Genomic DNA, 22,050 nt, shown 5'->3' on the forward strand with positions numbered 1-22,050 from the left:
AATTTCAGAATTATACCGAGCAAGGCTAAACCATGATACGCGTGGAAAATGTGAGCAAATCCTTCACCCTGCACAACCAAGGCGCTGCGGTGATCCCGGTGATGCGCGGCGGTGAATTGACCGTCGCGCGGGGCGAATGCGTGGCGCTGACCGGGGCGTCGGGCGCCGGGAAATCGACGCTGATGCGGATGATCTATGGCAACTACCTGACCGCCTCGGGCCGGATCATGGTCGGCGATCTGGATGTCGCCCAAGCCGCCCCGCGCGAGATACTGGAGCTGCGCCGTCATGTGCTGGGCTATGTCAGCCAGTTCCTGCGCGTCGTGCCACGGGTGGCAACGCTGGATGTCGTGGCCGAGCCGCTGCGCGCGGTGGGCAGCAGCGAGGCCGAGGCACGGGCGCGGGCCGGAGAATTGCTCGCACAACTCAACATCCCCGAACGACTTTGGCAGCTCAGCCCCACGACCTTTTCCGGCGGGGAGCAGCAGCGGGTGAACATCGCGCGCGGCTTTGCGCATCCCTACCCCGTCTTGCTGCTGGACGAGCCGACGGCGAGCCTTGATGCCACCAACCGCGCCACGGTGCTGGCGCTGATCGAAGAGGCCAAGGCCCGTGGCACGGCGATCTTGGGCATCTTCCACGACGAAGCCGCCCGCGACCAAATCTGCGACCGCGAAGTGGACGTGACCCGCTTCACCCCCGGATTGGCGGCATGAGCGGGCGTTTCATCGCGGTTGTGGGGCCGTCGGGCGTGGGCAAGGACAGCGTGATGGAAGCGCTTGCCGAGGCCCAGCCCGATCTCTTCCTCGCCCGCCGCGCCATCACCCGGCCCAGCGAAGCGGGCGGCGAAGACTTCGACGGGATCGACGAGGCCACGTTCCTGCGGCTGGAGGCGGAGGGCGCCTTTGCCCTCAGCTGGGCCGCGCATGGGCTGCGCTATGGCATCCCCATCGCGGTCGATATGGCGCTGGCCGAGGGGCGCGACGTGCTGGCCAACCTCTCGCGCGCGGTGTTGACCGAAGCGAAGCTCAGGTTTGACCGGTTCGAGGTGCTGTCGCTCACCGCCGCGCCCGAAGTGCTGGCCGCGCGGCTGCGGGGCCGTGGGCGCGAGAGTGAAGCGGAAATCACCGCCCGGCTGGCGCGCGCCGAACGGGTCTTGCCCGACCATATCGCCGCCATCGAGATCGACAACTCCGGCCCGCTGAAGCAAACCGTGGCACTGGCGCTGGCGGCGCTTTATCCCGAAAGGGCCGCGCGGTGAACCTCATGGAACATACCGTCTGGGGCCTGCCCCACCAGCGTCAGGCTGTCCAGCACGAAGGGCTGCGGCAGATGCGGCGTGATATAGGGGGCCAGCGCTGCGGTGACCTGCGGCAGATCGCCCTTGGGCAGTTTGCCGGTCAGGGTGATGTGAAAGCGGAACGCCTCCATCACATAAGGGTAGCCCCATTGGCTGAGGTTAGCCTCTTGCACCGGGGTCAGATTGGCCTGACGCCTGCGGGCCAGATCGGCCTCGGTCGGTGGCGCGCGGAAAGTATCAAGGCCGCGCACCACCTCGGCGGCCATGGTGTTGAGCGCGGCGGTGTCCCCCTCGGGCGTCAGCGCCAGAAACCGGCCCAGCTGGGTCAGCGCCAGCCCATCCAGCGTGACGGGCGCAAGCCGCGTGCAAAGCGTCTTGAACTTGGCCAGCAACCCGTCAGCCGATGTGCCTTCGGCCAGTACGAACGGCGGTTTGACCGTCGCGTGCAGCCCGTATTTGCGCGGCGTTTCGGTCAGGGCGGCCACGTCCAGCCCCGCGACCTCAGGATGCGCCACGGCACGCCCGCGCGCCAAATCCCACCCCAGCCAAGCGGCCCCAGCCTCGGCCAATGCGCCCTTGGGCGTGTAATAGATCGCGTAGCGGTCGAACTTCATTCATCTTCTCCCTGCATCCATGGATGCGCAACAAGCGTGACCTTCACATGACAAAAGAAACCATTCTCGCCAATGCTAAAATCATCCTGCCCGATGCGGTGATCCCCGGCAGCGTGGTGCTGCGCGACGGGGTGATTGCGGATATCGCCGAAGGCTCCGCCGTGCCACAGGGGGCGGTCGATTGCGAGGGGCGCTACCTCGCCCCCGGTTTGGTGGAACTGCACACCGACAACCTTGAGCGCCATATGAAGCCGCGGCCCAAGGTCGACTGGCCGCACCGTGCCGCAATCATTGCCCATGACCGCGAACTGGCGGGCACCGGGATCACCACGGTTTTCGACGCGATCCGGGTGGGGTCGATCCTCTCGGACGAAGGGCGCAAACGTTACGGGAAATACGCCCGCGACATGGCCGATGAGATCCTGATGATGCGCGACAGCGGGGCGCTGGCGATCAGCCACCATATCCACCTGCGCGCCGAGATCTGTTCGGAAACGCTGGAGGAGGAACTGGCCGAGTTTGGCCCCGACGACAAGGTCGGCATCGTCAGCCTAATGGATCACACCCCCGGCCAGCGGCAATTCCGCGACGTGCAAAAATTCGAGGACTACGTCTGCGGCAAGAACGGCCTGCCGCGGGAGGATTTTGGCGATTACGTTACCTTCCTACATGGATTGCAGGACCGGCTTGGCGCGAAACATGAAGCGGCAGCGGTGGCGGCGGCGGCGCGCTATGGCGCAGCGCTGGCCAGCCATGACGACACCACCGCCGAACAGGTCGCGACCAGCTATGCCCATGGCGTGCGGCTGGCCGAATTCCCCACCACCCGCGAAGCGGCAGAGGCGTGCCATGCCCAAGACATCGCCACGATCATGGGCGCGCCGAACCTCGTGCGCGGCGGCTCGCACTCGGGCAATGTCGCGGCCAAGGAACTGGCGGAACTGGACCTGCTCGATATCCTGTCGTCCGACTATGTGCCCGCAGCCCTTTTGCTGGGCGCGGTGCAACTGGGCAACCTATGGGGCGATATGGCACGCGGGCTCGCCACCGTGACCCGCACGCCCGCGCATCATGCAGGGTTGACCGACCGGGGCGAGATCGCTCTGGGCGCGCGGGCCGATCTGATCCTCTTTGACATCATGAAAGACGCGCCGATCCTGGCTTCGGTCTATGCCATGGGCAACCGCGTGGCGTGACCGCGCCCGGCCCCCTGTGCATCCGCCGGTTTTGGCGGGTGCGCCTCTCTCTTTTATCTGCGCGAAAACCCGCCCCTTGTACGAATGCGGCTTTTTGCCCTCGTCTTGTCGCTCCATAAGGCTAGGTTAAGCAAACCTGCATCTTGCAGAATAATTTAGCCGGTCATCATGGCCGACAAGTTTGAGGAAAGTGGTGCGAGAAGCATTCAGATTGGCGAGTGATCGCCTTGGCCAGATCGTCGAAGATGCGGCCAGCGAAGTTTACCTGTTTTCAGTCGAAGATTTCACCTTCACCCTCGCCAATCGCGGCGCGCGGGAGAACCTTGGCTATTCGATGGATGAGCTGCGCGGCATGGCGGCTTGGGACATCAAGCCCGAACTCTCGCGCGAAGCGTTTCTGGAACTCGTCCAACCGCTGCTGAGCGGTGAGAAGACGGCGCTGGAATATGAGACGATCCACCAGCGCAAGGACGGGTCGCGCTATAACGTGCTGACCCATCTGCAATTGATCGTGACCGAGAATGACCCGGTCCTCTACGCGGCCATTCAGGACATCACGAAACAAAAAGAGGCCAACGCGGCGCTGACCAAAGTCTCGGCCCGGCTGGACGCCATCCTGAGCAACACGACGATGGCCATCTTCATGATGGACGACAAGCAGCAATGCGTTTTCATGAACCGCGCCGCAGAAGAGCTGACCGGCTATCGGTTCGAAGAAACCGCGGGCCGACCGCTGCATGATGTGATCCACCACACCCATCCGGACGGGCGGCACTTTCCCATCGAAGACTGCGCCATCGACCGCGCCTTTCCCGAGAACCACCAGACCCAAGGGGAAGAGACCTTTGTCCATAAGGACGGCAGCTTCTACCCCGTGGGTTTCACCGCCTCCCCGATGAAGGACGAGACCGGCAAAACCGTGGGCACGGTGATCGAGGTGCGCGACCTGCGCGAAGAACTGCGCGCCCGCAATGCCGAGATCGAGTTCAACAACGCGCTGAAAACCAAGATCGAAGAGGCCATGGCCGAGCGGGACCGGCTTGAGGCGCAATTGGTGCAGGCGCAAAAGATGGAAGCCGTGGGCCAGTTGACCGGCGGCATCGCGCATGACTTCAACAACCTGCTGCAAGTGGTGGGCAGCAACCTGCAACTTCTGTCGAAAGAATTGCCCGAGGGCGACGCCAAGCGGCGGTTCGTCGACAATGCCATGGCGGGCGTGTCGCGCGGGGCCAAGCTCACCGCGCAGTTGCTGGCCTTTGGGCGGCAGCAGCCCTTGGAGCCGAAACCGCAGAACCTTGGCCGATTGGTGCGGGGCATGGACGACATGCTGCGCCGCACGCTTGGCGAAGGGATCGAGGTCGAAACGGTGATCTCGGGGGGCCTGTGGAACTGTCTTGTCGATCTGGCGCAGTTGGAGAATGTGATCCTGAACCTCGCTATCAACGCGCGCGATGCGATGGCTCATCACGGCAAGCTGACGATCGAAGTGGGCAATGCCGCGCTGGATGATGCCTATACGCAGAACCATCCGAACGTGGCGCCGGGCCAATATGTCATGCTGGCGATCACCGACACCGGCACGGGCATCCCGCCCGACATCATGGAGAAGGTCTTTGACCCCTTCTTCACCACCAAGGAGACCGGAGAGGGCACGGGGCTGGGCCTCAGCATGGTCTACGGTTTCGTCAAACAATCCGGCGGGCACATCAAGCTTTACAGCGAAGAGAAGCAAGGCACGACCGTGCGGGTCTACCTGCCACGCACACAGCGCAAGGAGGAAAGCACCCCGCTGCCCGCCACCACCGACACGCCCACCGGCCGCGGCGAGGTGATCCTCGTGGTCGAAGACGATGCCGCCGTGCGCGAGACCGCCGTCGATCAACTGCGCGATCTTGGCTATGGCGTGCTTACCGCCGAGAATGCGGACAGCGCGCTGGCAATCGTCAAAAGCGGGGTGCAGATAAAGCTGCTGTTCACCGATGTGGTCATGCCCGGCAAAATCCGCAGCCCCGAGCTTGCCCGCGAGGCCAAGGCGCATCTGCCGAATGTCGGCGTGCTCTTTACCTCGGGCTATACGCAGAACGCCATCGTTCATGCCGGACGGCTCGACGAAGGGGTCGATCTGCTGAGCAAACCCTACACCCGCGAACGGCTGGCGCTGAAAATCCATGAGATCCTCTCGCGCCAAACCAATGCCGACACCGCCCCGCCAGCGGCGGAGACCGCGCCGAGCACCGATGACGCGCCGAAGGTGCTGTTGGTCGAAGACGATGCGCTGATCTGCATGGCCACGGCGGATATGCTCTCTGATCTGGGCTATGCGGTAACCGAGGCCGACAGCGTCGCCGCCGCGGAGCGCAGCCTTCAGACAGAGCGGTTCGATGTCATGTTCACCGACCTTGGCCTGCCCGATGGCTCTGGCATGGAACTGGTGCAGCATGTGACGCAGCTGCGCCCCGAGATCGCCGTGATCATCGCCTCGGGCGCCGATCCGCGGGAATATGCCGAAGGCGATGCAGAGGCGGCGCGCTATGTCAGTTTGATGAAACCCTATGACGAACATTCGTTGAAACGGGCGTTGGAGCAGTGCAAGGCGGCGACGGAATAAGGCGGCTAGGATCAGCCCGGTTTTCGATCTATGAGAAAGAAAACAAAAGAGAGGCAGATCATGCGCAGTATTACATTCGCAGCCGTTTCCACCGCTATGTTCATCGCTGGTTGCGCGGGCGTGGCCAGTGACCGCGTGATGGTGCACCGCACCGGACCGGATGAGCTTTTGAAACTGCGGTCCGGGCCGGGTTTGGATTTCGGGATCATCATGGGGCTGCCCGACGGCACCGTCCTGAACCGCCGGGACTGCGTGACCGAGATCGGGCAGTTGTGGTGCCGCGTCTCACTCGCCGATGCGCCTGAGGTGCAGGGCTATGTCTCCGCGGATTATATCTCTGACATCTGATTTATGAACTCGGGTGGCCCGTTTGCCGGGCTGCCCCCAGCCGACGGGCGCCTCGCCCTAACTGCGCTGCCGCGTCCCAAGTCGATTTTCGCGCGCCTTGCTCTATCTCAGCCCTTCAAACCCTTTTTCGAAGTCGCTGAAATATCTCAAGAGTAAGGAAAACCATGTGCCGCTTCCTCGCCTATATCGGACCTGAACTGCCAATCGAGTCGCTGCTCCTTGCGCCTGAGAACAGCCTGCTGAACCAAAGCCTCGACCCGGAACTGCACCCGAGCCTGCAACTGGCCGGATGGGGTTTCGCCGCCTGGAGCGACCATCTTCTGCATCCCGAAGCGCCGCTGCGCTACCACCGGCCCAAGGCCGCCTTTCACGACGACAACGCCAAATCGGTGATCCCTAGCCTTCAGGCGCACACGCTGCTGTCGCATATCCGCGCGGCTTCTTATGACGCCAGCGTGGTGCAGGCCGATGAGAACTGCCACCCGTTCTCCTTTGACCATACGCCGTGGATCATCGCCCAGAACGGCGCCCTGCCCCATTGGCGGCAATTGCAGCGCGAGCTCCTGCCCCATTGCAAGGATCGCTACCTCACCCAGATGCGCGGCACGACGGATACGGAATTCCTCTATGTGCTGCTGCTGTCCCTGCTGGAGGGCGACAGCGACGAAGACGTGCAGCGCGGGTTTGAAAAGCTGTTGCAGGTGATCTGCAAGGCTGCCCGCGACCTCGACCTCGCCGCGCTCACCAAACTCAAGATCGCGCTGGTCAGCCGGGAGCGGATCATCGGCGCGAACTTTGGCTGCGGCCATGAGGGCGAGACGGATGTCACAGGCGATTGGCAAAAGCTGCGGGATGAGGACCTGCCCCTGTCGATGCTGCTCGAGCCGATCTACCTGCTGACCGGGGCGAATTTTCAGGACTATGCGAACACCTATGACATCGACGCCTGCCCCGAAGGGGAGGCAACCTCGGCCATCCTCGCGTCGGAGCCTCTGACCGAAAACGCAGAGGAATGGCTGAAGATCGAATTCGGCGAGATCGTGTTTCTGGAGCGGAAGGACGGGCTGATCCGCAAAACGGTCCGCAAGCTCGACGTGTAACCGCCATTTAACAGGAGCCTTTATGGCAGATCGCTTCCAGAATTTTGCCGACCTCTCCGCCGAGATGGTCGCGGGCGTCGATTACCGCATCCGGGCCGAGGACCGCGGCAGCGCGGTCGTCATTCTGGCCCCGCATGGCGGCACGATCGAACCCGAGACGGGCCTGATCGCCAAGGCCATCGCGGGGCGCGACCTGTCGTTCTATGTCTTCGAGGCGCTAAAGCCGGGGGCGCATGGGGATTTTCACATCACCTCGCACCGTTTCGATGAGCCGCAGGCGCTGGCGCTTGTCGGCGGCGCCGAGGGGGCCATCGCCGTACATGGCCGCAAAGACGATGGCACAGAAACCGTATGGCTTGGCGGGCGGGACAACGTGATGCGCGATGCCATTGGTGCCGCCCTGCGCGCGGCGGGCTTCGGGGCGGAGGTAAACACCACCCTGCCCGGCCTGCATGAGACGAACATTTGCAACCGCACCCGCAAGGGCACGGGGGTGCAGCTTGAACTGCCCCGGTCGCTGAGGCGCCATTTGGCGGAGGATGCGGATTCGCTTGAAAGGTTCAGCCGGGCGGTGCGTGCCGCACTCTAGCCGAAAGCGGCAGGCCCGGCTGGCGGGCCTGCCGAGGGGGCTTAACCCTTTTTCTGGAAAAGGATCACCAGCAGCGCCAAAAGCGACGAGCCCAGCATCAAGAGCAGCGACACGGCGTTCAGCAGCGGGGTCGACCCCTCTTTCAGCCGGTCGAACATGGCGATGGTCAGCGGCGCGTCGGAGCCCACGAGCATCAGCGTTGTGTTGAAGTTCTCGAAGCTCATCAAAAACGCCACCACTACGGCCCCGACCATCGCAGGCGCAAGGAAGGGCAGCGTGATCGTGCGCACCGCCGTCAGCCGGTCCGCGCCAAGGTTCAGCGCCGCCTCTTCCAAGGTCCGGTCGAATTTCTGCAACCGGGCCGAGATTACAAGCGTGGCGATGGTGGTGATAAAGCTGAACTGCCCAAGGATCACCAAAAGCAGACCGGGGCGCAGCGCCTGAATGTCGATCTGTGCCAAGTCCCAGACGCCATTGGCCAGTGTTGAGGAGAACACCAGCACCGAGATGCCTAAGACGATGCCGGGGATCACCAGCGGCAGCAGCATCAGCACATAGAGGAACCCCTTGCCACGGAACTCATAGCGGTTGAACAAAAAGGCGTTGGTCGTGCCCACGCAGACGGAAAGCACCGCCACGCAAAGCGCCACAAAGGCCGAGGTGCCGACCGCGCGCAGAATGCCGCGTTCGTGAAAGACGCCGATCTGCGGGCGCTCCTCGCCAAAGAACCAATTCCATGTGAACCCCTCCCACGGGAGAGAGGGGAACTGGCTGTCGTTGAAGGCGAAGACCGCCACCACGGTCAGCGGCAGGGCCAGATAGAGAAAGAACAGCGCCACATAGCCACCGTAGACAATGCGAAAGCTGCGCGATTGCGGGATTGTCGGGATCATTGGATCACCCCATCGTTTCCTTGAGGGTCCGGCCCGTCAGCCAGAGCATCCCCCAGACGATCACCGAAGACAGCACCAAAAGCATAAAGCCAAAGGCGGCGCCCAGCTCCCAATTGGAGCGCACGATGAACTGGTTATAGATCATTTCGGTGAACCACAGACTGTCCTTGCCGCCCAGCATCGTCGGCGTCAGGTAGTTGCCCAAGCTCAGCATGAAGACCACGATACAGCCCGACACAATACCGGGCATGGCATGGGGGATGATGATCTCACGCAGGACGGAAAGCCCGCTGCCGCCCAGATCATAGCCCGCCTCGATCACGCTGTCGTCGAGGCTTTCCAGCGTGGTGACAAGCGGCACCACCATGAAAAGCATAGAGGTATAGACCAGCCCGACCATCATCGTGGCATCGGTATAAAGCAACTCCACCGGACGGTCCGCCAGCCCCACCCATTGCAACAGGTTCGAGACGAGACCGGTCTCGCGCAGCAGGATCATCCAGCCAAAGGTGCGCACCAGTTCCGAGACGTAAAACGGGATCAGGCAGAGCAGGAACAACACCTGCTGCAAGCGCCCCTTCGCCATTTTGGCGATGTAATAGGCCACCGGAAAGGCGATCAGCAGCGTCAGCGCGGTTGCCAGCACCGACATCACCGCCGTGCGCCAGAAGGTGCGTAAATACAGCGGTTCGGTCAGCGCCTTTTCATATTGCGCCAGACTGGTTTCATAGACGCCAAAGCTGATCCGCTCGCGCAGCGAGATCAGCAGCATGTCGATATGCGGGATGATGATCAAAAGCCCCAGCCACAACACCAAGGGCGTCAGCAGCAGGTAGAATGTCAGTCGGGATTGGCTGCGCATCACGCGACCCCAAAGCAGGTCGCCTGCCCCGCGCCCCAGCCGATATGCACCACGTCGCCGCGTTTCAGGCTTGAGAACTCCCCCGATTGCGGCAGCGTGACTTCGAGCGTCTCGCCCACATCATCCTGCACCAAGACGCGGGAAGCCGCGCCGTTGAACAACAGGCTGGTGACAGTGCCCTTTAGCTGATTGTCGAACCCCGACAGCGCATCGGCACTGGCAGCCAGCCGAATGGATTCGGGCCGCACGAAAATCTCAGCCTTTGCCCCTTGGACAAGGCCCACGCCGGTGGCGCACATGGCAAGCCCGCTGTCGGTGCGCAGTTGCAGGGCGTCGCCCTCCACCCGTTCGATCCGGCCCTTCCAGCGGTTCGATTCCCCGATGAAACCGGCGACGAAGGGCGTTTCGGGGCGGTAGTAGAGGTCTTGACCCCGGCCCACCTGCTCGAACTGACCATTGCTCATCACTGCGATCTGGTCGGACATCACCAGCGCTTCGGATTGGTCGTGGGTGATATAGACGAATGTCGTGTCAAAGGCGGCTTGCAGGGCCTTCAGCTCAACCTTCATATGTTCGCGCAGCTTGAGGTCCAGCGCCCCCAGCGGCTCATCCAGCAGCAGCACGTCAGGCTCCAACACCATGCAGCGCGCGATGGCGACCCGTTGCTTCTGCCCGCCCGAAAGCTCATCCGCCTTGCGCGCGCCGATGCCCGGCAGGCCGATCCGGTCAAGCGCCTCGTCGACTTTGCGCGCGATCTCGGCCTTGGGCATGCCGCGACGGCGCAGCCCGTAGCCGATGTTCTCGGCAATCGTCATCATCGGGAAAAGCGCCAGATGCTGGAACACCATGTTCACCGGGCGCTTGTTCGGCGGCGTATCAAGCACCGAGCCACCCTTGATCCGAATGTCACCAGAGGTGGGGTCGAGAAACCCCGCGATCATCCGCATGATTGTTGTTTTGCCGCAGCCCGAAGGCCCGAGGATGGAGAAGAAACTGCCGGGCGGCACCGTGAAGGAGACGTTATTAACAGCGGTGGTATCGCCGAACCGCTTAACGAGGTCGACGCATTCCAGATCTGGGGTCATGTGAATTCCGTATAAAGATGCGACACCCCCAATATGAGGGTGCCGCTCGTAGGGTCAGTTATCAGTTGGCAGCTTGGACACGGTCCAGCACTTCGCCTTCGATGGTTTCCAGACCGGCGGGCACCGGCGGATACCATTTGATATTGTCGACGGCTTCTTGCGGGAAGCTGTTCTGATACTTGGCTTTCAGGCTGTCTTCGGCAAACTCATCCGCGCCTGCGGAGGCGGTGAAGTTGCCCGCCGCTGCGGTGATCATCGCCGCGATTTCCGGCTGCATGACGAAGTTGATCCACTCATAGGCCACATCGTCGGCCTGCCCTTTGGCGGGCAGAACGAAGGTGTCGATCCAGCCCAGCGCACCCGAGGCTGGGGCCACGAAGGTTATGTCGGCGTTGTCGTCGTTCAGCTTCCAGCCGCCGGTGTCCCATGCCATGGAGGCGGTCACCTCGCCCGAGCGCAGCAGGTTCATCAGCTCATCGCCGCCGCCCCAGTAGGTTTTGACGTTCTCTTTGCATTCGATCAGCTTCTCTTCGACCTTGCCCATGATCTCAGCATATTTTGCCTCGTCGTCGTAGGCGGCAAAGGGGTCTTCACCCATGGCGAAGGCGAAACCGATGAGCGTCGGACGCTTCAGGCGGTAAGACACTTTGCCCGCCACTTCGGGCGCGCAGAGGTCGGTATAGTCCTTGACCGTGTCACCCGCTTCGGCGGTGTTCATCACCAGACCGGAGGTGCCCCAGACGTGCGGCACGCCGTAGACATCGCCGTTCACGGTGGTGTTGGCCATGGTCGCGTCGAGCATGGAGGGGATGAAAAGCTCTTTGTTCAACTTGGAGACATCGATCGGCTTGTAGATGCCGAATTCCATCTGCGGCCCCATAATGCGGTCTTGCGAAGGCTGGGCGAGGTCGAAACCACCGCCGCCTGTGGCGCGCAGCTTGGCGATCATCTCTTCGTTGTTGGATTTCGTGACTTCGACGGTATGGCCGGTCTCTTCTTCGAATTTCGCGACCACATCCTCAGGTGCGTAGCCGCCCCATGTCAAAAGGCGCAGCGTGTCGGCTTGGGCCACGGAGGCGAGCCCCGCCAGCATGGTGCCGGCCAGCAGAATGGTTCTTGTCATGGGAAATCCTCTTTCTAGTGTACTCATTGTCGGCAGAATGCGCGCGTTAGACCAGTTGGTCAATTTATACTTCGGCGCATCGCGGCTCCTTGTGGCCTGAGAGTGCAAAAGATTTGTGACAGTGGCGGAAAATGCCGTTTGTTTTGGCAGGGTTGCTTTGGGCGGCTGTGACCGTGGGTCGGGTGGCTGACGAGGCCGCCTGCGCTTTCGGGGGCCAAGGGGAATGCACCTCTTCGCGGTCCGAGCCGCCCCTTTTCCAAGGTGATCCACGGCCCCGCACCCCTGCTGCCACCCCCTACCTTTACCCAAAAGACACAGGCAGCCCCACGCTCAAACCAAGCCTCTTGAGATTCCTGACGGTTTCTATAAGGAATCGCCGCAAAGCCGTCTGAGGGGTCATTTTCTGGTTCCGGGCATTTTGAGTAAGGGGAACTTTAATGAAACCGACACATGCATTTGTTTGCCTCGCCGCGGGGATGATTCCCGCCGCAGGCCATGCGCAGAGCAATAACGACGAAGCATTCTTGGGCACCATCGTCCTTGAGATGCCAGCCGTTCCGGGGATGGAAGACGATGACATCTCAATTTCCAGCGAAGGGCTGGCGCTGAGCAATCCCGCCGATCTGTCCGAGCTTTTCGTGGCCGAGCCCACCATTGCGGTCGGCAGTTCGATCCCGATGTCGCAAAAGGTCTATGTGAACGGGATCGAGGAGAACAACCTCGCCATTTCCATCGACGGCGCGCGGCAGAACAACAAGGTGTTCCACCACAATACCACCACGCTGATCGACCCCGCGCTGCTGAAAGCCGCCCGCGTCGATCCCGGCGTGGCCCCGGCCGATGCCGGCCCCGGCGCCTTGGGCGGCGCGCTGGCCTATGAGACCAAAGACGCGAGCGACCTGCTGGCCCCGGGTGAGACCTTTGGCGGGCGCTACAAGCTGGAATACGACAGCAACGGCGACATCTTCTCGAACAGCCTGTCGGTCTATGGCCGCGAGGGCGGGTTTGAATACCTCGGCTTTGCAAAGGTCGCCGATGGCGGGCTGCGCGAAGATGGCAATGGGGACGAGATCATCGGCTCGGGCACCGACCTGCTCAGCGGGCTGGGCAAACTGGCCTATGAGGCGCAGAGCGGCGACCGGGTCGAGCTGTCTTACGAACGGGTGGTCGACGATGAAATCCGGCCCTACCGGGCAAACCTCGGTGCCATCGTCGGGGGCCGCCCGCTTCCCGCAGACCGCCCCTATGATCTGGAGCGCACCAATATCGTCCTGAGCTACAGCGACACCACGCCGACGGCGATGTGGAACCCCACCGCACGGCTGGCCTATAGCGGCACCAAACTGGTTAACGACGAGTCGGCGCTGTCGACCAATTCGATCACCAGCGGTGAAACCATGAGCCTAAGCGGCGAATTCTCAAACCGTTTCGCGCTGAGCTGGGGTGAGTTGAACGCAGGTCTCGACTTCTACTCCGACGAAGCCGATCTGGACTATCTCGCCCTGTCCTCCGGCGCGCGTGAGGCGGCGACAGAGAAACTCAGCAACATCGGTCTGTTCGCCCAAGCGCGGATGGAGCCCAGCAGCAATACGCGGCTGTCCTTCGGGGCGCGGGCCGATTTTCAGGATTTCGAGGGGACCGACGGTTCCTCGCAGTCTGAATCGGGCCTCTCGGGAAATATCTCGGGCGAATATGATGTCTCGGACGACCTGACGATCAGCGCGGGCTATTCCCATGTCTGGGGCGGTCTGGAACTGGCCGAGAACTATATCCTCAACCCCGCGTGGGACTATGGTTCCGGCATCGAGGAAGTCACCGCCGATAACCTCTACCTCGCCGCGAATTACACCATGGGCGCATGGGTCCTCGACGGTAAGCTTTTCGCTACCAACATCGACAACGCCCGCGCCGCCAGCTATCGCGGTGGCCCGGCCTTCACTGCGGATGTGCAATCGCGCGGCTTCGAACTGGGTCTCGGCACCGCATGGGAAGATGGTTTCTTCCGCGCTGGCTTTGCCCGCATCGACACCGAGATCAATGGCCGCTCTGCCGATTCCTACTACGGCAACTACCTGACCATGCCGATGGGCGATTTCCTGACCTTCCAAGTGGCGCATCGTTTGAACAACGGGGTTCTCTTGGGTGGTGACGTGCAGGTCGCTTTCGACTTTGACGATACCTATGACGCCGCGACAGGCGGCAGCGGTCCGGAGTTGGACGGCTACACGATCGCCAATGTCTTTGCCGAATACACGCCCAAGCGGATGGACAACCTGACCCTGCGCGCCGAGGTGAACAACCTCTTCGATGAGCAATACAGCAGCCGCGCCACCTATGGCCAAGAGTTCGTGGGCGAAGTGGAGCCGCTGACCGAGCCGGGCCGCTCTATCCGCCTCAGCGCTGAGATCGTCTTCTGATCAAACGCTACGCTTGGTCGTACCCCGGTTCGGCCTTTTACCCGGCGCCCATTACGGCGCCGGGATTTTCTGTGAAGGGGCGGCCTATTCGACCGTCCAAACCATGTTCTTTTCTGTTTCCCGGAAGGCGAAAGTTTCAAGATGCCGGTCAATGACACTATGCAGCGCAGGCACCATCTCGGGATCGTCGAGCGTCGCCGTGACGGTGAGGCCCTTGCTGTCCGCCGTCATATAGGCCGTGCCCATCTCGAAAGCGGCATAGCCCTTCTCACTGTCGTAAGATGTCTCGATCTTATGGCCGAAATGTTTGCACAGCTGCTGCAAGTATTTCGAGCCGTTCTCGGTTTGGTAAAATCCTGTGGTCGTCGGCATGGCGCTCTCTCCGGATGCATTTTCTGCCTTAGTCCTAAGCCGGACCTTTGGAATGGTAAACACCGGCCCGGCTTCCCCTCCTCCCTGATGAAAGAGTTACCGCTATGATCAAACCCCTTGCCCTCTTGGCCCTGCTTCTCGCCACGCCCACGCTGGCCGAGACCGTGACGGTCGACACCGCTCGCGGCCCTGCCGAAGCGCCGCTTACCCCCGCCACGGTGGCGGTCTACGATCTGGCGGCCTTCGACAGCCTTACCGCGCTCGGCGTCACACCGCAGGGCTTGGTGCGCCCGGTCTATCTGCCCTACCTCGAAGACGCGGCAGCGGGTACTGAGATCATCGGCTCCCTTTTCGAGCCGGATTACGAGGCGCTTTTTGCCCTGAACCCCGACCTGATCATCGCCGGGGGCCGGAGCTCCGAACAGGTGCCGGAACTGGCGCGGATCGCGCCGACGCTGGACATGACCATTTGGCAAGACACCATCGGCGAAGGGCTCGCCCGGCTGGAAGCCTATGGCAAGATCTTTGACAAAGAGGATGAGGCCGCAGCCCTGACGAGCGCCTTTCAAGACAAGCTCGCCCAGACGAAAGACGCGCTGGCGGGCAAAGGCCGCGCACTGATCGTGATGACCAATGGGCCGAAGATCAGCGCCTATGGCATCGGCGGGCGCTTTGGCTGGCTGCATGAGGCGCTTGGTCTGCCCGAAGCGGTGCAGGATGTCGAGATGGCCAACCATGGTGAGGCGATCAGCTTTGAATTCATCCGCGAGGCCAACCCCGACATCCTGCTGGTGATCGACCGGATGGCCGCCATCGGTCAGGAAAGCGAAGGCGCGCGTGCCACGCTCGACAACGCATTGGTGCATGAGACGACCGCATGGAAAACCGGCCAAGTCGTCCATCTAAGCGCCGCGCCCATCTACATCGCAGGCGGCGGCATCCAGTCGATGACCCGAACGCTGGATGAGATCAACGCCGCCCTGACGGAGCAGTAAGCCCGTGGCGCTTGCCCTTGCCTGTCTCCTTGTGGTCCTGTCGGTCGCCTCGCTTTTCGTCGGGGTGATCGACCTGTCCTGGGCGGCGCTCTGGTCTGATCCGGCGGCCTTGGAACTGCTGGTGGTCAGCCGCGCGCCGCGCACCATCGCCGTGGTGATCTCGGGCGGGGCCTTGGCGGTGAGCGGGGCCATCATGCAGATGCTGGTGCGCAACCGTTTCGTCGAACCGATGACCGCGGGCACGGGCCAAGGCGCGGCGCTTGGCATCCTTTTGGTCACCCTCTTCGCGCCGGGGGCCTCAATCTTCGTCAAGATGGTCCTCGCCTCCCTCACCGCCCTTGCGGCGGGCGCGGGGTTTCTGGCCATCGTGCAGCGCCTGCCCCCAACCCAGCCCTTGCTGGTGGCGCTGGTGGGGCTGATCTACGGCGGCATCCTTGGGGCGGCGGTCACCTTCATCGCCTATCAGGCGGACCTGCTGCAATATGTCGAGATTTGGATGAACGGTGAATTCTCCGGCGTGTTGCAAGGCCGGTATGAGCTGCTGTGGCTGGTGGCGCTGGTGGCGGCGCTGACCTATCTCGCCGCCGATCAATTCGCGATCATCGGCATGGGCCGCACGGCCAGCATCAACCTTGGCCTGAACTACGGGCAGACGATGGTGCTCGGGCTGCTGGCCATTTCCATCGTCACCGCCCTAACCGTAGTGACAGTGGGTCTGATCCCCTTTGTCGGGCTGGTCGTGCCCAATATCGTGGCCCGGCTGGCAGGCGACAACCTACGGCGGAGCCTGCCGCTCACCGCGATGACCGGCGCGGGCCTCGTGCTGCTGTGCGACATTCTCGGGCGGCTGATCCGCTATCCTTATGAGATCCCCGTAGGCACGGTATTCGGCGTGGTGGGCGCCCTGCTGTTCCTGTGGTTGCTGCATGGGCCGAAACGCCATGTATCCTAAGCGTCTTTGGTGGCTTCTGGCGCTGCTGGGCCTTTGCATCGCGCTCTATCTCGGGCTCGGCGCGCGGGGGAACTGGGGCTTTGTCCTATCGTTTCGCGCCAATAAACTGATCGCCCTGCTGCTGGTCGCCGTCTCGGTCTCGACCGCCACGGTGCTGTTCCAGACCATCACCCGCAATCACATTCTGACGCCTTCGGTCATGGGGTTCGATGCGCTTTATCTGCTGACGCTGACGGTGCTGATCTTCGTGCTCGGCGGCCAGACTTTTACCCAACTGCCTGAGATTGCGCAGTTTCTGGTGAACAGCCTCCTGCTGATGGGGGCCGCACTGGCGCTTTTCGGCACTCTCTTGCGCCGCGGCGGACATGACCTGTTTCGCATGATCCTGACGGGCATCATCTTTGCCGGGCTGTTCCGGTCGGTCTCAAGCTTTCTGCAAAGGGTCATCGACCCCAATGAATTCATGGTCCTACAGGCCAATGCCTTTGCCCGTTTTGGCCGCGTCGATACCCCGCTTCTCACCCTCGCCGCCCTCTTGACCGGCGGCGCGCTGATCGCCGCTTGGCGGATGCGCCACCGGCTCGACGTGCTGTCGCTGGGCGATGAAAGCGCCGTCAATCTCGGCGAAGACCCGAAGCGCGGCATGTTCCAAGTGCTGGTCCTCGTGTCGATCCTCGTCTCGGTCTCGACCGCGCTGGTGGGGCCGATGGCCTTTCTCGGCCTCTTGGTGGTCAGCGTCGCGCGGCAGATCACCCCGGTGATGTTTCATAGCATCATGCTGCCCTCGGCGGGACTGGTATCGGCCATCACGCTGGTCGGCGGGCAGATGGTGCTGGAGCGCGCCCTGCGCTCCTCGACCCCGCTTGTCGTCATCGTCGATGTGCTTGGCGGCCTTGTCTTTCTAATCCTGCTGCTGCGGAGGAAACCCAGATGATCACCATCCGTGACCTGAACCACGACCGGGACGGCAAGCCGACCCTGCGCGAGATCGATCTGACCTTGCAGAGCGGCGGGATCACGGCGCTGATCGGCCCCAACGGCGCGGGGAAATCGACGCTTCTGTCGCTGATCGCCCGGCTGATCCCGCTTCAGCACGGGCAGATCATGGTCGATGACCTGCAAATCGGCGCCTGCGCGAACGACGCATTGGCCCGACGCTTGGCCATCCTGCCCCAAACCAGCGATGCGGCCCCCCTGCTGACGGTCCGCGAGTTGGTGAGCTTTGGCCGCTACCCCTACCACAAGGGCCGCCCGAGCGCGGAAGACCGCGAAAGGGTGGAGGCAGCACTGGCCACCTTCGACCTTGCCCCCCTCGCCGAGCGCCGCCTCGACACGCTCTCAGGCGGGCAACGCCAGCGCGCGCAGGTGGCCATGACCTTTGCGCAGGAGACCGATTATATCCTGCTCGACGAGCCGCTTAACAACCTCGACATCGCGGCCTCGCGCGGCCTGATGCACACATTACAAGACCTCGCCCGCACCCATGACCGGACCATCGTGATCGTGCTGCACGATATCAATTACGCCGCCGCCTATGCCGATCAGATCGTGGCGATGAAGGACGGACGGATCACGCATCACGGTGCAGCGCGAGAGGTTGTGACGGATGCGATGCTTTCGGAGGTTTATGGGACTTCGGCCCGGGTGCATCGTATTGGGGATACGGTTGTGGTGGCTGTTTGAGGGGGGGGCAAGGGGCGATTGGCTAAGGTCGGAACCCATCTCTGCGCTACAAGAAGAGCATTCCATCCCCTCCTGAGAACAAGAAAAACCGCCTGCGGAGGCGGCTTTATCTAATTGATCTCTAGGAGAGATTGGCTCCGGCGGTAGGGATCGGAGCGGATTTCGGACCTAGGCAGTCAAGCTTTTGTTATTGCTCATTTTTAAACCCATCGAAGCATGCTCATTTTTCTATATGTGCAACCAACTGTGCAACCATTTGTGAAACTTTTCAAGCCGTGGACTAATCGCCTCGAAGCCGCGGTGCTTAGCTATTGCCGTGGCTGGACCGAAGGCTTGCAGACCCGTTGATGCGCGCCGGTCAACAACCGAATTTCGGCAATTCTTGTTTTTTCCGCATAAGAGTTCTGAAATGCGATCGGCTGAAAACTCACGCTCTTCGACCATCGTTACTGCAATCCGAAGGATATCTTTTCGGTAGGTTTGGATAATCTCACGGGCGATCTCCTCCGCGGTTCCTAAACAATTCTCCACATCGGCGTTTGCAGCGTGTGCGGTTCCGTACCGCAGTGTGACATCGATCGGAATGTGCGCAAGCTGAGTACCCAAGCCCCATTCGAATAGGGCGCGGCCAGCGAGGCGCGTTGCTTCGGCGAGATCCGAGCTAGGGCCAAGCCCGGCCCCGTTAGAAGCAGTGCCCAAGATAACCTTTTCCGCGGCTCGCCCAGCCATCAGCGTCGCAATCCGGTGCCGGACAGTGTTCTGGCATTCCAAGGGGCTTTCCGGAAATTCGACGGATCCGCCGGTGTTTGTCAGCATAGCCTTTTTAGCGGGTGGGAGGCCGAGATGATGAGCAACGACGATATGACCGGTTTCGTGGACAGCGGTTCGCCAAATCAGTTCGTGATCATGAGGCGGTGCGATCCTTGATGCGGCATCCCGCAGGTGTCGATCCTGCAACTCAACGGCTTCTGATCGGGCCAATCCGAGCGCTTCGCGAACAATCCCCGCAACCTGGGCTCCGGATGCTCCCAACAGCTGATCTGCGAGGGGCGCAAGGTCAAATCGGCCTTCGTCCTTTCCGATAGCCTTCGCGAGAATGCGGATGATCGCGGCGCGCTCCGGATATCCGATCTCTAAATGGGCGTCGAAGCGTCCAGTGCGGATGATCGCCGGGTCAATCATATCGCGGTAGTTCGTTGCCCCAACCACAGCCACACCCGGCGTGTCGTTGAGCACCGACAGGTGTTCGAGCAGCCCATTGACCACGCCGACAATGTAATCGTTTCGGCGGCTTGGCACGTTCCGGTGGGTGAAGGAATCCAACTCGTCGAGGAAGAATACACTGGGGGCGTTCCGGATGGCATCGTTAACCTTGTCAGTCAGTGCGCGAAGCATGTCACCCTGATGGCCATGCCGCTGACAATCGGAATAGCTTGTCGAGATCAGAGGCACCTCAAGGGAACCCGCCAATGCCGCTGCGAGCAACGTTTTACCGTTTCCCGGCGGGCCATACAAAAGGACGGAAGCGGAGACCTCTGACCACGCCAGGTTTCTGGACCGCCACGCTTCGATGTCAGCAACCAAACGGTCCATGCGGTCGCGTGCCGCGTCATTCAGCACAACATCTTCTAGGGTTTTTCCGGTAGGTTTCCGGATGCGGGCCGCTGCTTCCGCAAGGGCTTTTGCGACAGTGAGCGTCGTCGGTTCGCGGAATGCGCTCTCAATCACTGCGAGCGGCAAGGCGGCAAGAGAAGTGGACTCCGAAAGCAGCATGAGGAGATTTTCCGTGGCAACCTCGCCAGTCGCAGAATGCGTGACCCGCAGGACCTCAATCCAGATTTCAGCCGATAGCGGCGGGAGGTGGAGCGCATCTTGACACATCGCGCGTCCGACGGGGGGAAGAGAAGCGAGGCCCTGGGTGAGAACGATTACTTTCTTCCCCATGCGAACCGCAGAAGCGATGGCATTCTCAAAATGCTCTTCCCGCTTCTCCGTTTCGCTTTTGGAGCCCGTCAGCGCCTTTTGTTGAACGACAATTTCGAAGCCGCGCCAGCGGCTATCCAAATGATGATCCAAGTCTGAAAGCCACTCCAGGATCCGCTCGATCTCGCGCCGTACAGCTTTAAGGTCTTGGGAGGATGCGACCGCAAGCTGGGCGAAAGACCGCGACTTCGTTAACACTTCGATGTCTTTGTCGCTTTGGAGCAAGGCCGCGAAGCGCGCGGCGTAGAGCAATGAAGCCACTGGAGGCTGAGGCAAAAGGCTGGTGCGATGGGTGTCGATTTCCTCGGCCCACGGGTCAAAGTCCTTTGCGATGGCATCCGCGACCTCACTCTCGGTCATTGCAGAGGCCGCTGGTGTTGCAGAATAGAGCGCATCAAAACGCGCCTGAAGCGGTGTGAGTATCGCGTCAAAACTAGGCGGCACGCCAGTACCGACGGCGAGGTCGCAGGTCTCCGCGTCAAAATCCGCAGGTGAGCCGCTGATGACGCGGGCTTCCGCGACACGGTCGCGGTGCCAGAGGGCAATGCGGCGCAAGAGAGGGCGCACGATCGAGAGGACATGCGGAGAGAGCGCGCTGGCGCGCGGGTTCAATGATGGTGGTACCATAGGGGAAAGGTTCCGGAATCGTTGGGAGGGAGGAGGCGCAGCGCAAAGCGCGGCTACGCTACGGTATCAGTAGGAGGTCAGAAAGGAGGCATGTCCGAAGTCGGATCCCAACCGTCGATGACGGCGTCGAGAAGGTCGGAAATAAAGGCCTCCGCACGATGGTCATAGATTTCACTGATGGTACGAAGGTGCGGTTCGAAATCGGCGGGTGGCACAATCATGTCGGGCCAAGATGCTGCAATGAAGGAGTGCAGTGCTTTTTCGAAGCGGATAGCTTGGTGGCCCGTCGTTACCGGAATGTCGCGAATGACGGCGCCTTTCGTCACCAACGGATCGTACTGGACCTGCCGCATCCGGAATTCCGGATTACTGCTGTACCCCAGTTTGATCACCGGAAATTCCGGAAGCTGGAAGCGGAGGAGGTAAATCTTGCTTGGCTTGGATGTCCAGCTCTCACCGCAGCCGGCGCAGTCGACGTCGCCGTGTCGCATGTTTGCAACCAAGACGTCTTGCTGATAGCCACATTCGTGTTCGTATCGGCGATAGCTAGCATGCTTGCGTTCCGCTTCGCCAATCAACTGCCAGCCCTGCGCTTCCGCCTCTGTCGCATACCGTGCTTTCAAACAAACACTGCAGCTCAACTTGTGCCCACCATCCGCGGCGGTCTCGACACGTGTATGCTGCCGGCGATCGGTATGGCCGCAGGGCAACTCGTAAAGGCCGTAGCGTCGCTTACCTTTTGGGTCAGGTCCTAGAAGGGTAGCACCATAGCCCGCGGCGGCATTCTCGCGGCGCGTTCGGATACAATGAGGACATTCTGGATTGTGATCTCGAACGACGCTGACGCGCTTCAGAGTCGGCGAGCCACAGGTCTTGCACCCAAGAACGAGGTGCTCATGACTGACGGCACGGCCTACGATGGCAAAGCCTTTTGCATCTGCGGCTTTCTTCCAATTCGCGAGAATGGGTCCGTGGTGAACTCGTCGGAATTTTCCATCGATTGGAAAGGCGTAGATAGAATTGGTGATAGGCATTCAAGACTCCAATCGAATCTGTCGCGCCCCGGAGGAAGGAGCGGTCGTGGGGTGGGGTTTTGGGAAGGAAAGCTGCCGCATCGAAGCCGTGCGAGGCGCACCAAAAGGAATAGTGCGGCAACTGATTTCGCGTCCGATCAGCGCAGGCTCATGACGACCAAGTTCGCGCTGTAGGCTTCCAAGAGGCAAAACTGTTGATTGTCACTGAGAACTGACCCGGTATTTTCACCGAGATTTGACCCACCCTCAGTTATGCGTCGTGGTTTATG

Annotated in this window: 20 protein-coding genes; 12 read left to right on the forward strand and 8 right to left on the reverse strand. The window is 61.6% G+C overall.

Going from position 1 to position 22,050, the window contains the following annotated elements; all coding sequences use genetic code 11:
• The first annotated feature begins 32 nt into the window (after positions 1–32).
• Positions 33–716: a phosphonate C-P lyase system protein PhnL gene (phnL, locus tag ACGYK2_RS16195; protein ID WP_209217393.1), complete on the forward strand. Its 684-nt coding sequence runs from the start codon at positions 33–35 to the stop codon at positions 714–716.
• Positions 713–1,261, forward strand: coding sequence for a phosphonate metabolism protein/1,5-bisphosphokinase (PRPP-forming) PhnN (gene phnN / locus ACGYK2_RS16200; protein ID WP_271689398.1), 549 nt, complete (start codon positions 713–715; stop codon positions 1,259–1,261). The genes phnL and phnN overlap by 4 nt, the downstream gene beginning before the upstream one ends.
• Here the strand turns inward: phnN and ACGYK2_RS16205 are convergent.
• Positions 1,237–1,914 (reverse strand): DUF1045 domain-containing protein, encoded by a 678-nt coding sequence (locus tag ACGYK2_RS16205; RefSeq protein WP_271689397.1) that lies wholly within the window; start codon positions 1,912–1,914, stop codon positions 1,237–1,239. The two genes, phnN and ACGYK2_RS16205, sit on opposite strands and share 25 nt — an antisense overlap.
• 47 nt (positions 1,915–1,961) lie before the next feature.
• On the opposite strand from ACGYK2_RS16205, the gene ACGYK2_RS16210 reads away from it, so the two are divergent.
• The 5 genes from ACGYK2_RS16210 (at position 1,962) to ACGYK2_RS16230 (ending at position 7,755) form a co-directional block, all read left to right on the forward strand.
• A complete protein-coding gene (locus ACGYK2_RS16210; protein WP_271689396.1) occupies positions 1,962–3,110 on the forward strand; it encodes an alpha-D-ribose 1-methylphosphonate 5-triphosphate diphosphatase in 1,149 nt (382 codons plus the stop codon).
• 211 nt (positions 3,111–3,321) lie between these two features.
• Positions 3,322–5,718 carry a PAS domain S-box protein gene (locus ACGYK2_RS16215; RefSeq protein WP_271689395.1) on the forward strand — a complete coding sequence of 799 codons (2,397 nt, stop codon included), beginning with the start codon at positions 3,322–3,324 and terminating at the stop codon, positions 5,716–5,718.
• A 60-nt stretch (positions 5,719–5,778) separates the two neighbouring features.
• The gene (locus tag ACGYK2_RS16220; protein WP_209217398.1) at positions 5,779–6,066 is read left to right on the forward strand and encodes an SH3 domain-containing protein; all 288 of its coding nucleotides are present in this window, start codon (positions 5,779–5,781) and stop codon (positions 6,064–6,066) included.
• Between the two features lie 164 nt (positions 6,067–6,230).
• Entirely contained in the window at positions 6,231–7,166 is a 936-nt protein-coding gene (locus tag ACGYK2_RS16225; protein ID WP_271689394.1) for a class II glutamine amidotransferase, read from the forward strand.
• A 22-nt stretch (positions 7,167–7,188) separates the two neighbouring features.
• Positions 7,189–7,755: a poly-gamma-glutamate hydrolase family protein gene (locus ACGYK2_RS16230; RefSeq protein ID WP_271689393.1), complete on the forward strand. Its 567-nt coding sequence runs from the start codon at positions 7,189–7,191 to the stop codon at positions 7,753–7,755.
• Positions 7,756–7,796: 41 nt separating this feature from the next.
• Here ACGYK2_RS16230 and ACGYK2_RS16235 read toward each other — a convergent pair whose 3' ends face one another.
• From ACGYK2_RS16235 to ACGYK2_RS16250, 4 genes are all read right to left on the reverse strand, one after another.
• The gene (locus tag ACGYK2_RS16235; RefSeq protein ID WP_067261320.1) at positions 7,797–8,648 is read right to left on the reverse strand and encodes an ABC transporter permease; all 852 of its coding nucleotides are present in this window, start codon (positions 8,646–8,648) and stop codon (positions 7,797–7,799) included.
• Between the two features lie 4 nt (positions 8,649–8,652).
• Positions 8,653–9,510 (reverse strand): ABC transporter permease, encoded by an 858-nt coding sequence (locus tag ACGYK2_RS16240; RefSeq protein ID WP_209217402.1) that lies wholly within the window; start codon positions 9,508–9,510, stop codon positions 8,653–8,655.
• On the reverse strand, positions 9,510–10,595 hold the full coding sequence (locus ACGYK2_RS16245) for an ABC transporter ATP-binding protein (RefSeq protein ID WP_271689391.1): 1,086 nt from the start codon (positions 10,593–10,595) through the stop codon (positions 9,510–9,512). Before ACGYK2_RS16245 ends, ACGYK2_RS16240 begins: the two co-directional genes overlap by 1 nt.
• A gap of 61 nt (positions 10,596–10,656) precedes the next feature.
• The gene (locus ACGYK2_RS16250) at positions 10,657–11,718 is read right to left on the reverse strand and encodes an extracellular solute-binding protein (RefSeq protein WP_136720422.1); all 1,062 of its coding nucleotides are present in this window, start codon (positions 11,716–11,718) and stop codon (positions 10,657–10,659) included.
• 437 nt (positions 11,719–12,155) lie between these two features.
• Here ACGYK2_RS16250 and ACGYK2_RS16255 point away from each other — a divergent pair, with 437 nt between their 5' ends.
• A complete protein-coding gene (locus tag ACGYK2_RS16255; RefSeq protein ID WP_271689389.1) occupies positions 12,156–14,135 on the forward strand; it encodes a TonB-dependent receptor domain-containing protein in 1,980 nt (659 codons plus the stop codon).
• An 84-nt stretch (positions 14,136–14,219) separates the two neighbouring features.
• Here ACGYK2_RS16255 and ACGYK2_RS16260 read toward each other — a convergent pair whose 3' ends face one another.
• Positions 14,220–14,507, reverse strand: a complete 288-nt coding sequence (locus ACGYK2_RS16260) for a DUF2218 domain-containing protein (protein WP_271689388.1) — start codon at positions 14,505–14,507, stop codon at positions 14,220–14,222.
• A gap of 104 nt (positions 14,508–14,611) precedes the next feature.
• Here ACGYK2_RS16260 and ACGYK2_RS16265 point away from each other — a divergent pair, with 104 nt between their 5' ends.
• The 4 genes from ACGYK2_RS16265 to ACGYK2_RS16280 are packed head-to-tail and all read left to right on the forward strand — an operon-like array spanning position 14,612 to position 18,137.
• Complete coding sequence (locus tag ACGYK2_RS16265; RefSeq protein WP_271689387.1) at positions 14,612–15,502, forward strand: siderophore ABC transporter substrate-binding protein; 891 nt, start codon at positions 14,612–14,614, stop codon at positions 15,500–15,502.
• A gap of 4 nt (positions 15,503–15,506) precedes the next feature.
• Positions 15,507–16,454 carry an ABC transporter permease gene (locus ACGYK2_RS16270; protein WP_209217408.1) on the forward strand — a complete coding sequence of 316 codons (948 nt, stop codon included), beginning with the start codon at positions 15,507–15,509 and terminating at the stop codon, positions 16,452–16,454.
• Positions 16,444–17,388 (forward strand): iron chelate uptake ABC transporter family permease subunit, encoded by a 945-nt coding sequence (locus tag ACGYK2_RS16275; RefSeq protein WP_271689386.1) that lies wholly within the window; start codon positions 16,444–16,446, stop codon positions 17,386–17,388. The genes ACGYK2_RS16270 and ACGYK2_RS16275 overlap by 11 nt, the downstream gene beginning before the upstream one ends.
• On the forward strand, positions 17,385–18,137 hold the full coding sequence (locus ACGYK2_RS16280) for an ABC transporter ATP-binding protein (protein ID WP_271689385.1): 753 nt from the start codon (positions 17,385–17,387) through the stop codon (positions 18,135–18,137). Before ACGYK2_RS16275 ends, ACGYK2_RS16280 begins: the two co-directional genes overlap by 4 nt.
• A gap of 228 nt (positions 18,138–18,365) precedes the next feature.
• Here the strand turns inward: ACGYK2_RS16280 and ACGYK2_RS16285 are convergent, their stop codons facing one another.
• Positions 18,366–20,732, reverse strand: coding sequence for an AAA family ATPase (locus ACGYK2_RS16285; RefSeq protein WP_394374344.1), 2,367 nt, complete (start codon positions 20,730–20,732; stop codon positions 18,366–18,368).
• A 92-nt stretch (positions 20,733–20,824) separates the two neighbouring features.
• The gene (locus ACGYK2_RS16290; RefSeq protein ID WP_394374345.1) at positions 20,825–21,781 is read right to left on the reverse strand and encodes a hypothetical protein; all 957 of its coding nucleotides are present in this window, start codon (positions 21,779–21,781) and stop codon (positions 20,825–20,827) included.
• Positions 21,782–22,050 lie beyond the last annotated feature (269 nt).

The sequence above is a fragment of the Sulfitobacter sp. 1A10359 genome, from assembly GCF_043558145.1.
GTDB classification, from domain to species: Bacteria; Pseudomonadota; Alphaproteobacteria; order Rhodobacterales; family Rhodobacteraceae; genus Sulfitobacter; species Sulfitobacter faviae.

Excerpts from the sequence above, each read along its gene's own strand:
- phnL (WP_209217393.1), top strand. The coding sequence starts at position 33 with ATGATACGCGTGGAAAATGTGAGCAAATCCTTCACCCTGCACAACCAA.
- phnN (WP_271689398.1), top strand. The coding sequence starts at position 713 with ATGAGCGGGCGTTTCATCGCGGTTGTGGGGCCGTCGGGCGTGGGCAAG.
- ACGYK2_RS16205 (WP_271689397.1), bottom strand. The coding sequence starts at position 1,914 with ATGAAGTTCGACCGCTACGCGATCTATTACACGCCCAAGGGCGCATTG.
- ACGYK2_RS16210 (WP_271689396.1), top strand. The coding sequence starts at position 1,962 with ATGACAAAAGAAACCATTCTCGCCAATGCTAAAATCATCCTGCCCGAT.
- ACGYK2_RS16220 (WP_209217398.1), top strand. The coding sequence starts at position 5,779 with ATGCGCAGTATTACATTCGCAGCCGTTTCCACCGCTATGTTCATCGCT.
- ACGYK2_RS16225 (WP_271689394.1), top strand. The coding sequence starts at position 6,231 with ATGTGCCGCTTCCTCGCCTATATCGGACCTGAACTGCCAATCGAGTCG.
- ACGYK2_RS16230 (WP_271689393.1), top strand. The coding sequence starts at position 7,189 with ATGGCAGATCGCTTCCAGAATTTTGCCGACCTCTCCGCCGAGATGGTC.
- ACGYK2_RS16235 (WP_067261320.1), bottom strand. The coding sequence starts at position 8,648 with ATGATCCCGACAATCCCGCAATCGCGCAGCTTTCGCATTGTCTACGGT.
- ACGYK2_RS16240 (WP_209217402.1), bottom strand. The coding sequence starts at position 9,510 with ATGCGCAGCCAATCCCGACTGACATTCTACCTGCTGCTGACGCCCTTG.
- ACGYK2_RS16245 (WP_271689391.1), bottom strand. The coding sequence starts at position 10,595 with ATGACCCCAGATCTGGAATGCGTCGACCTCGTTAAGCGGTTCGGCGAT.
- ACGYK2_RS16250 (WP_136720422.1), bottom strand. The coding sequence starts at position 11,718 with ATGACAAGAACCATTCTGCTGGCCGGCACCATGCTGGCGGGGCTCGCC.
- ACGYK2_RS16255 (WP_271689389.1), top strand. The coding sequence starts at position 12,156 with ATGAAACCGACACATGCATTTGTTTGCCTCGCCGCGGGGATGATTCCC.
- ACGYK2_RS16260 (WP_271689388.1), bottom strand. The coding sequence starts at position 14,507 with ATGCCGACGACCACAGGATTTTACCAAACCGAGAACGGCTCGAAATAC.
- ACGYK2_RS16265 (WP_271689387.1), top strand. The coding sequence starts at position 14,612 with ATGATCAAACCCCTTGCCCTCTTGGCCCTGCTTCTCGCCACGCCCACG.
- ACGYK2_RS16275 (WP_271689386.1), top strand. The coding sequence starts at position 16,444 with ATGTATCCTAAGCGTCTTTGGTGGCTTCTGGCGCTGCTGGGCCTTTGC.
- ACGYK2_RS16280 (WP_271689385.1), top strand. The coding sequence starts at position 17,385 with ATGATCACCATCCGTGACCTGAACCACGACCGGGACGGCAAGCCGACC.
- ACGYK2_RS16290 (WP_394374345.1), bottom strand. The coding sequence starts at position 21,781 with ATGCCTATCACCAATTCTATCTACGCCTTTCCAATCGATGGAAAATTC.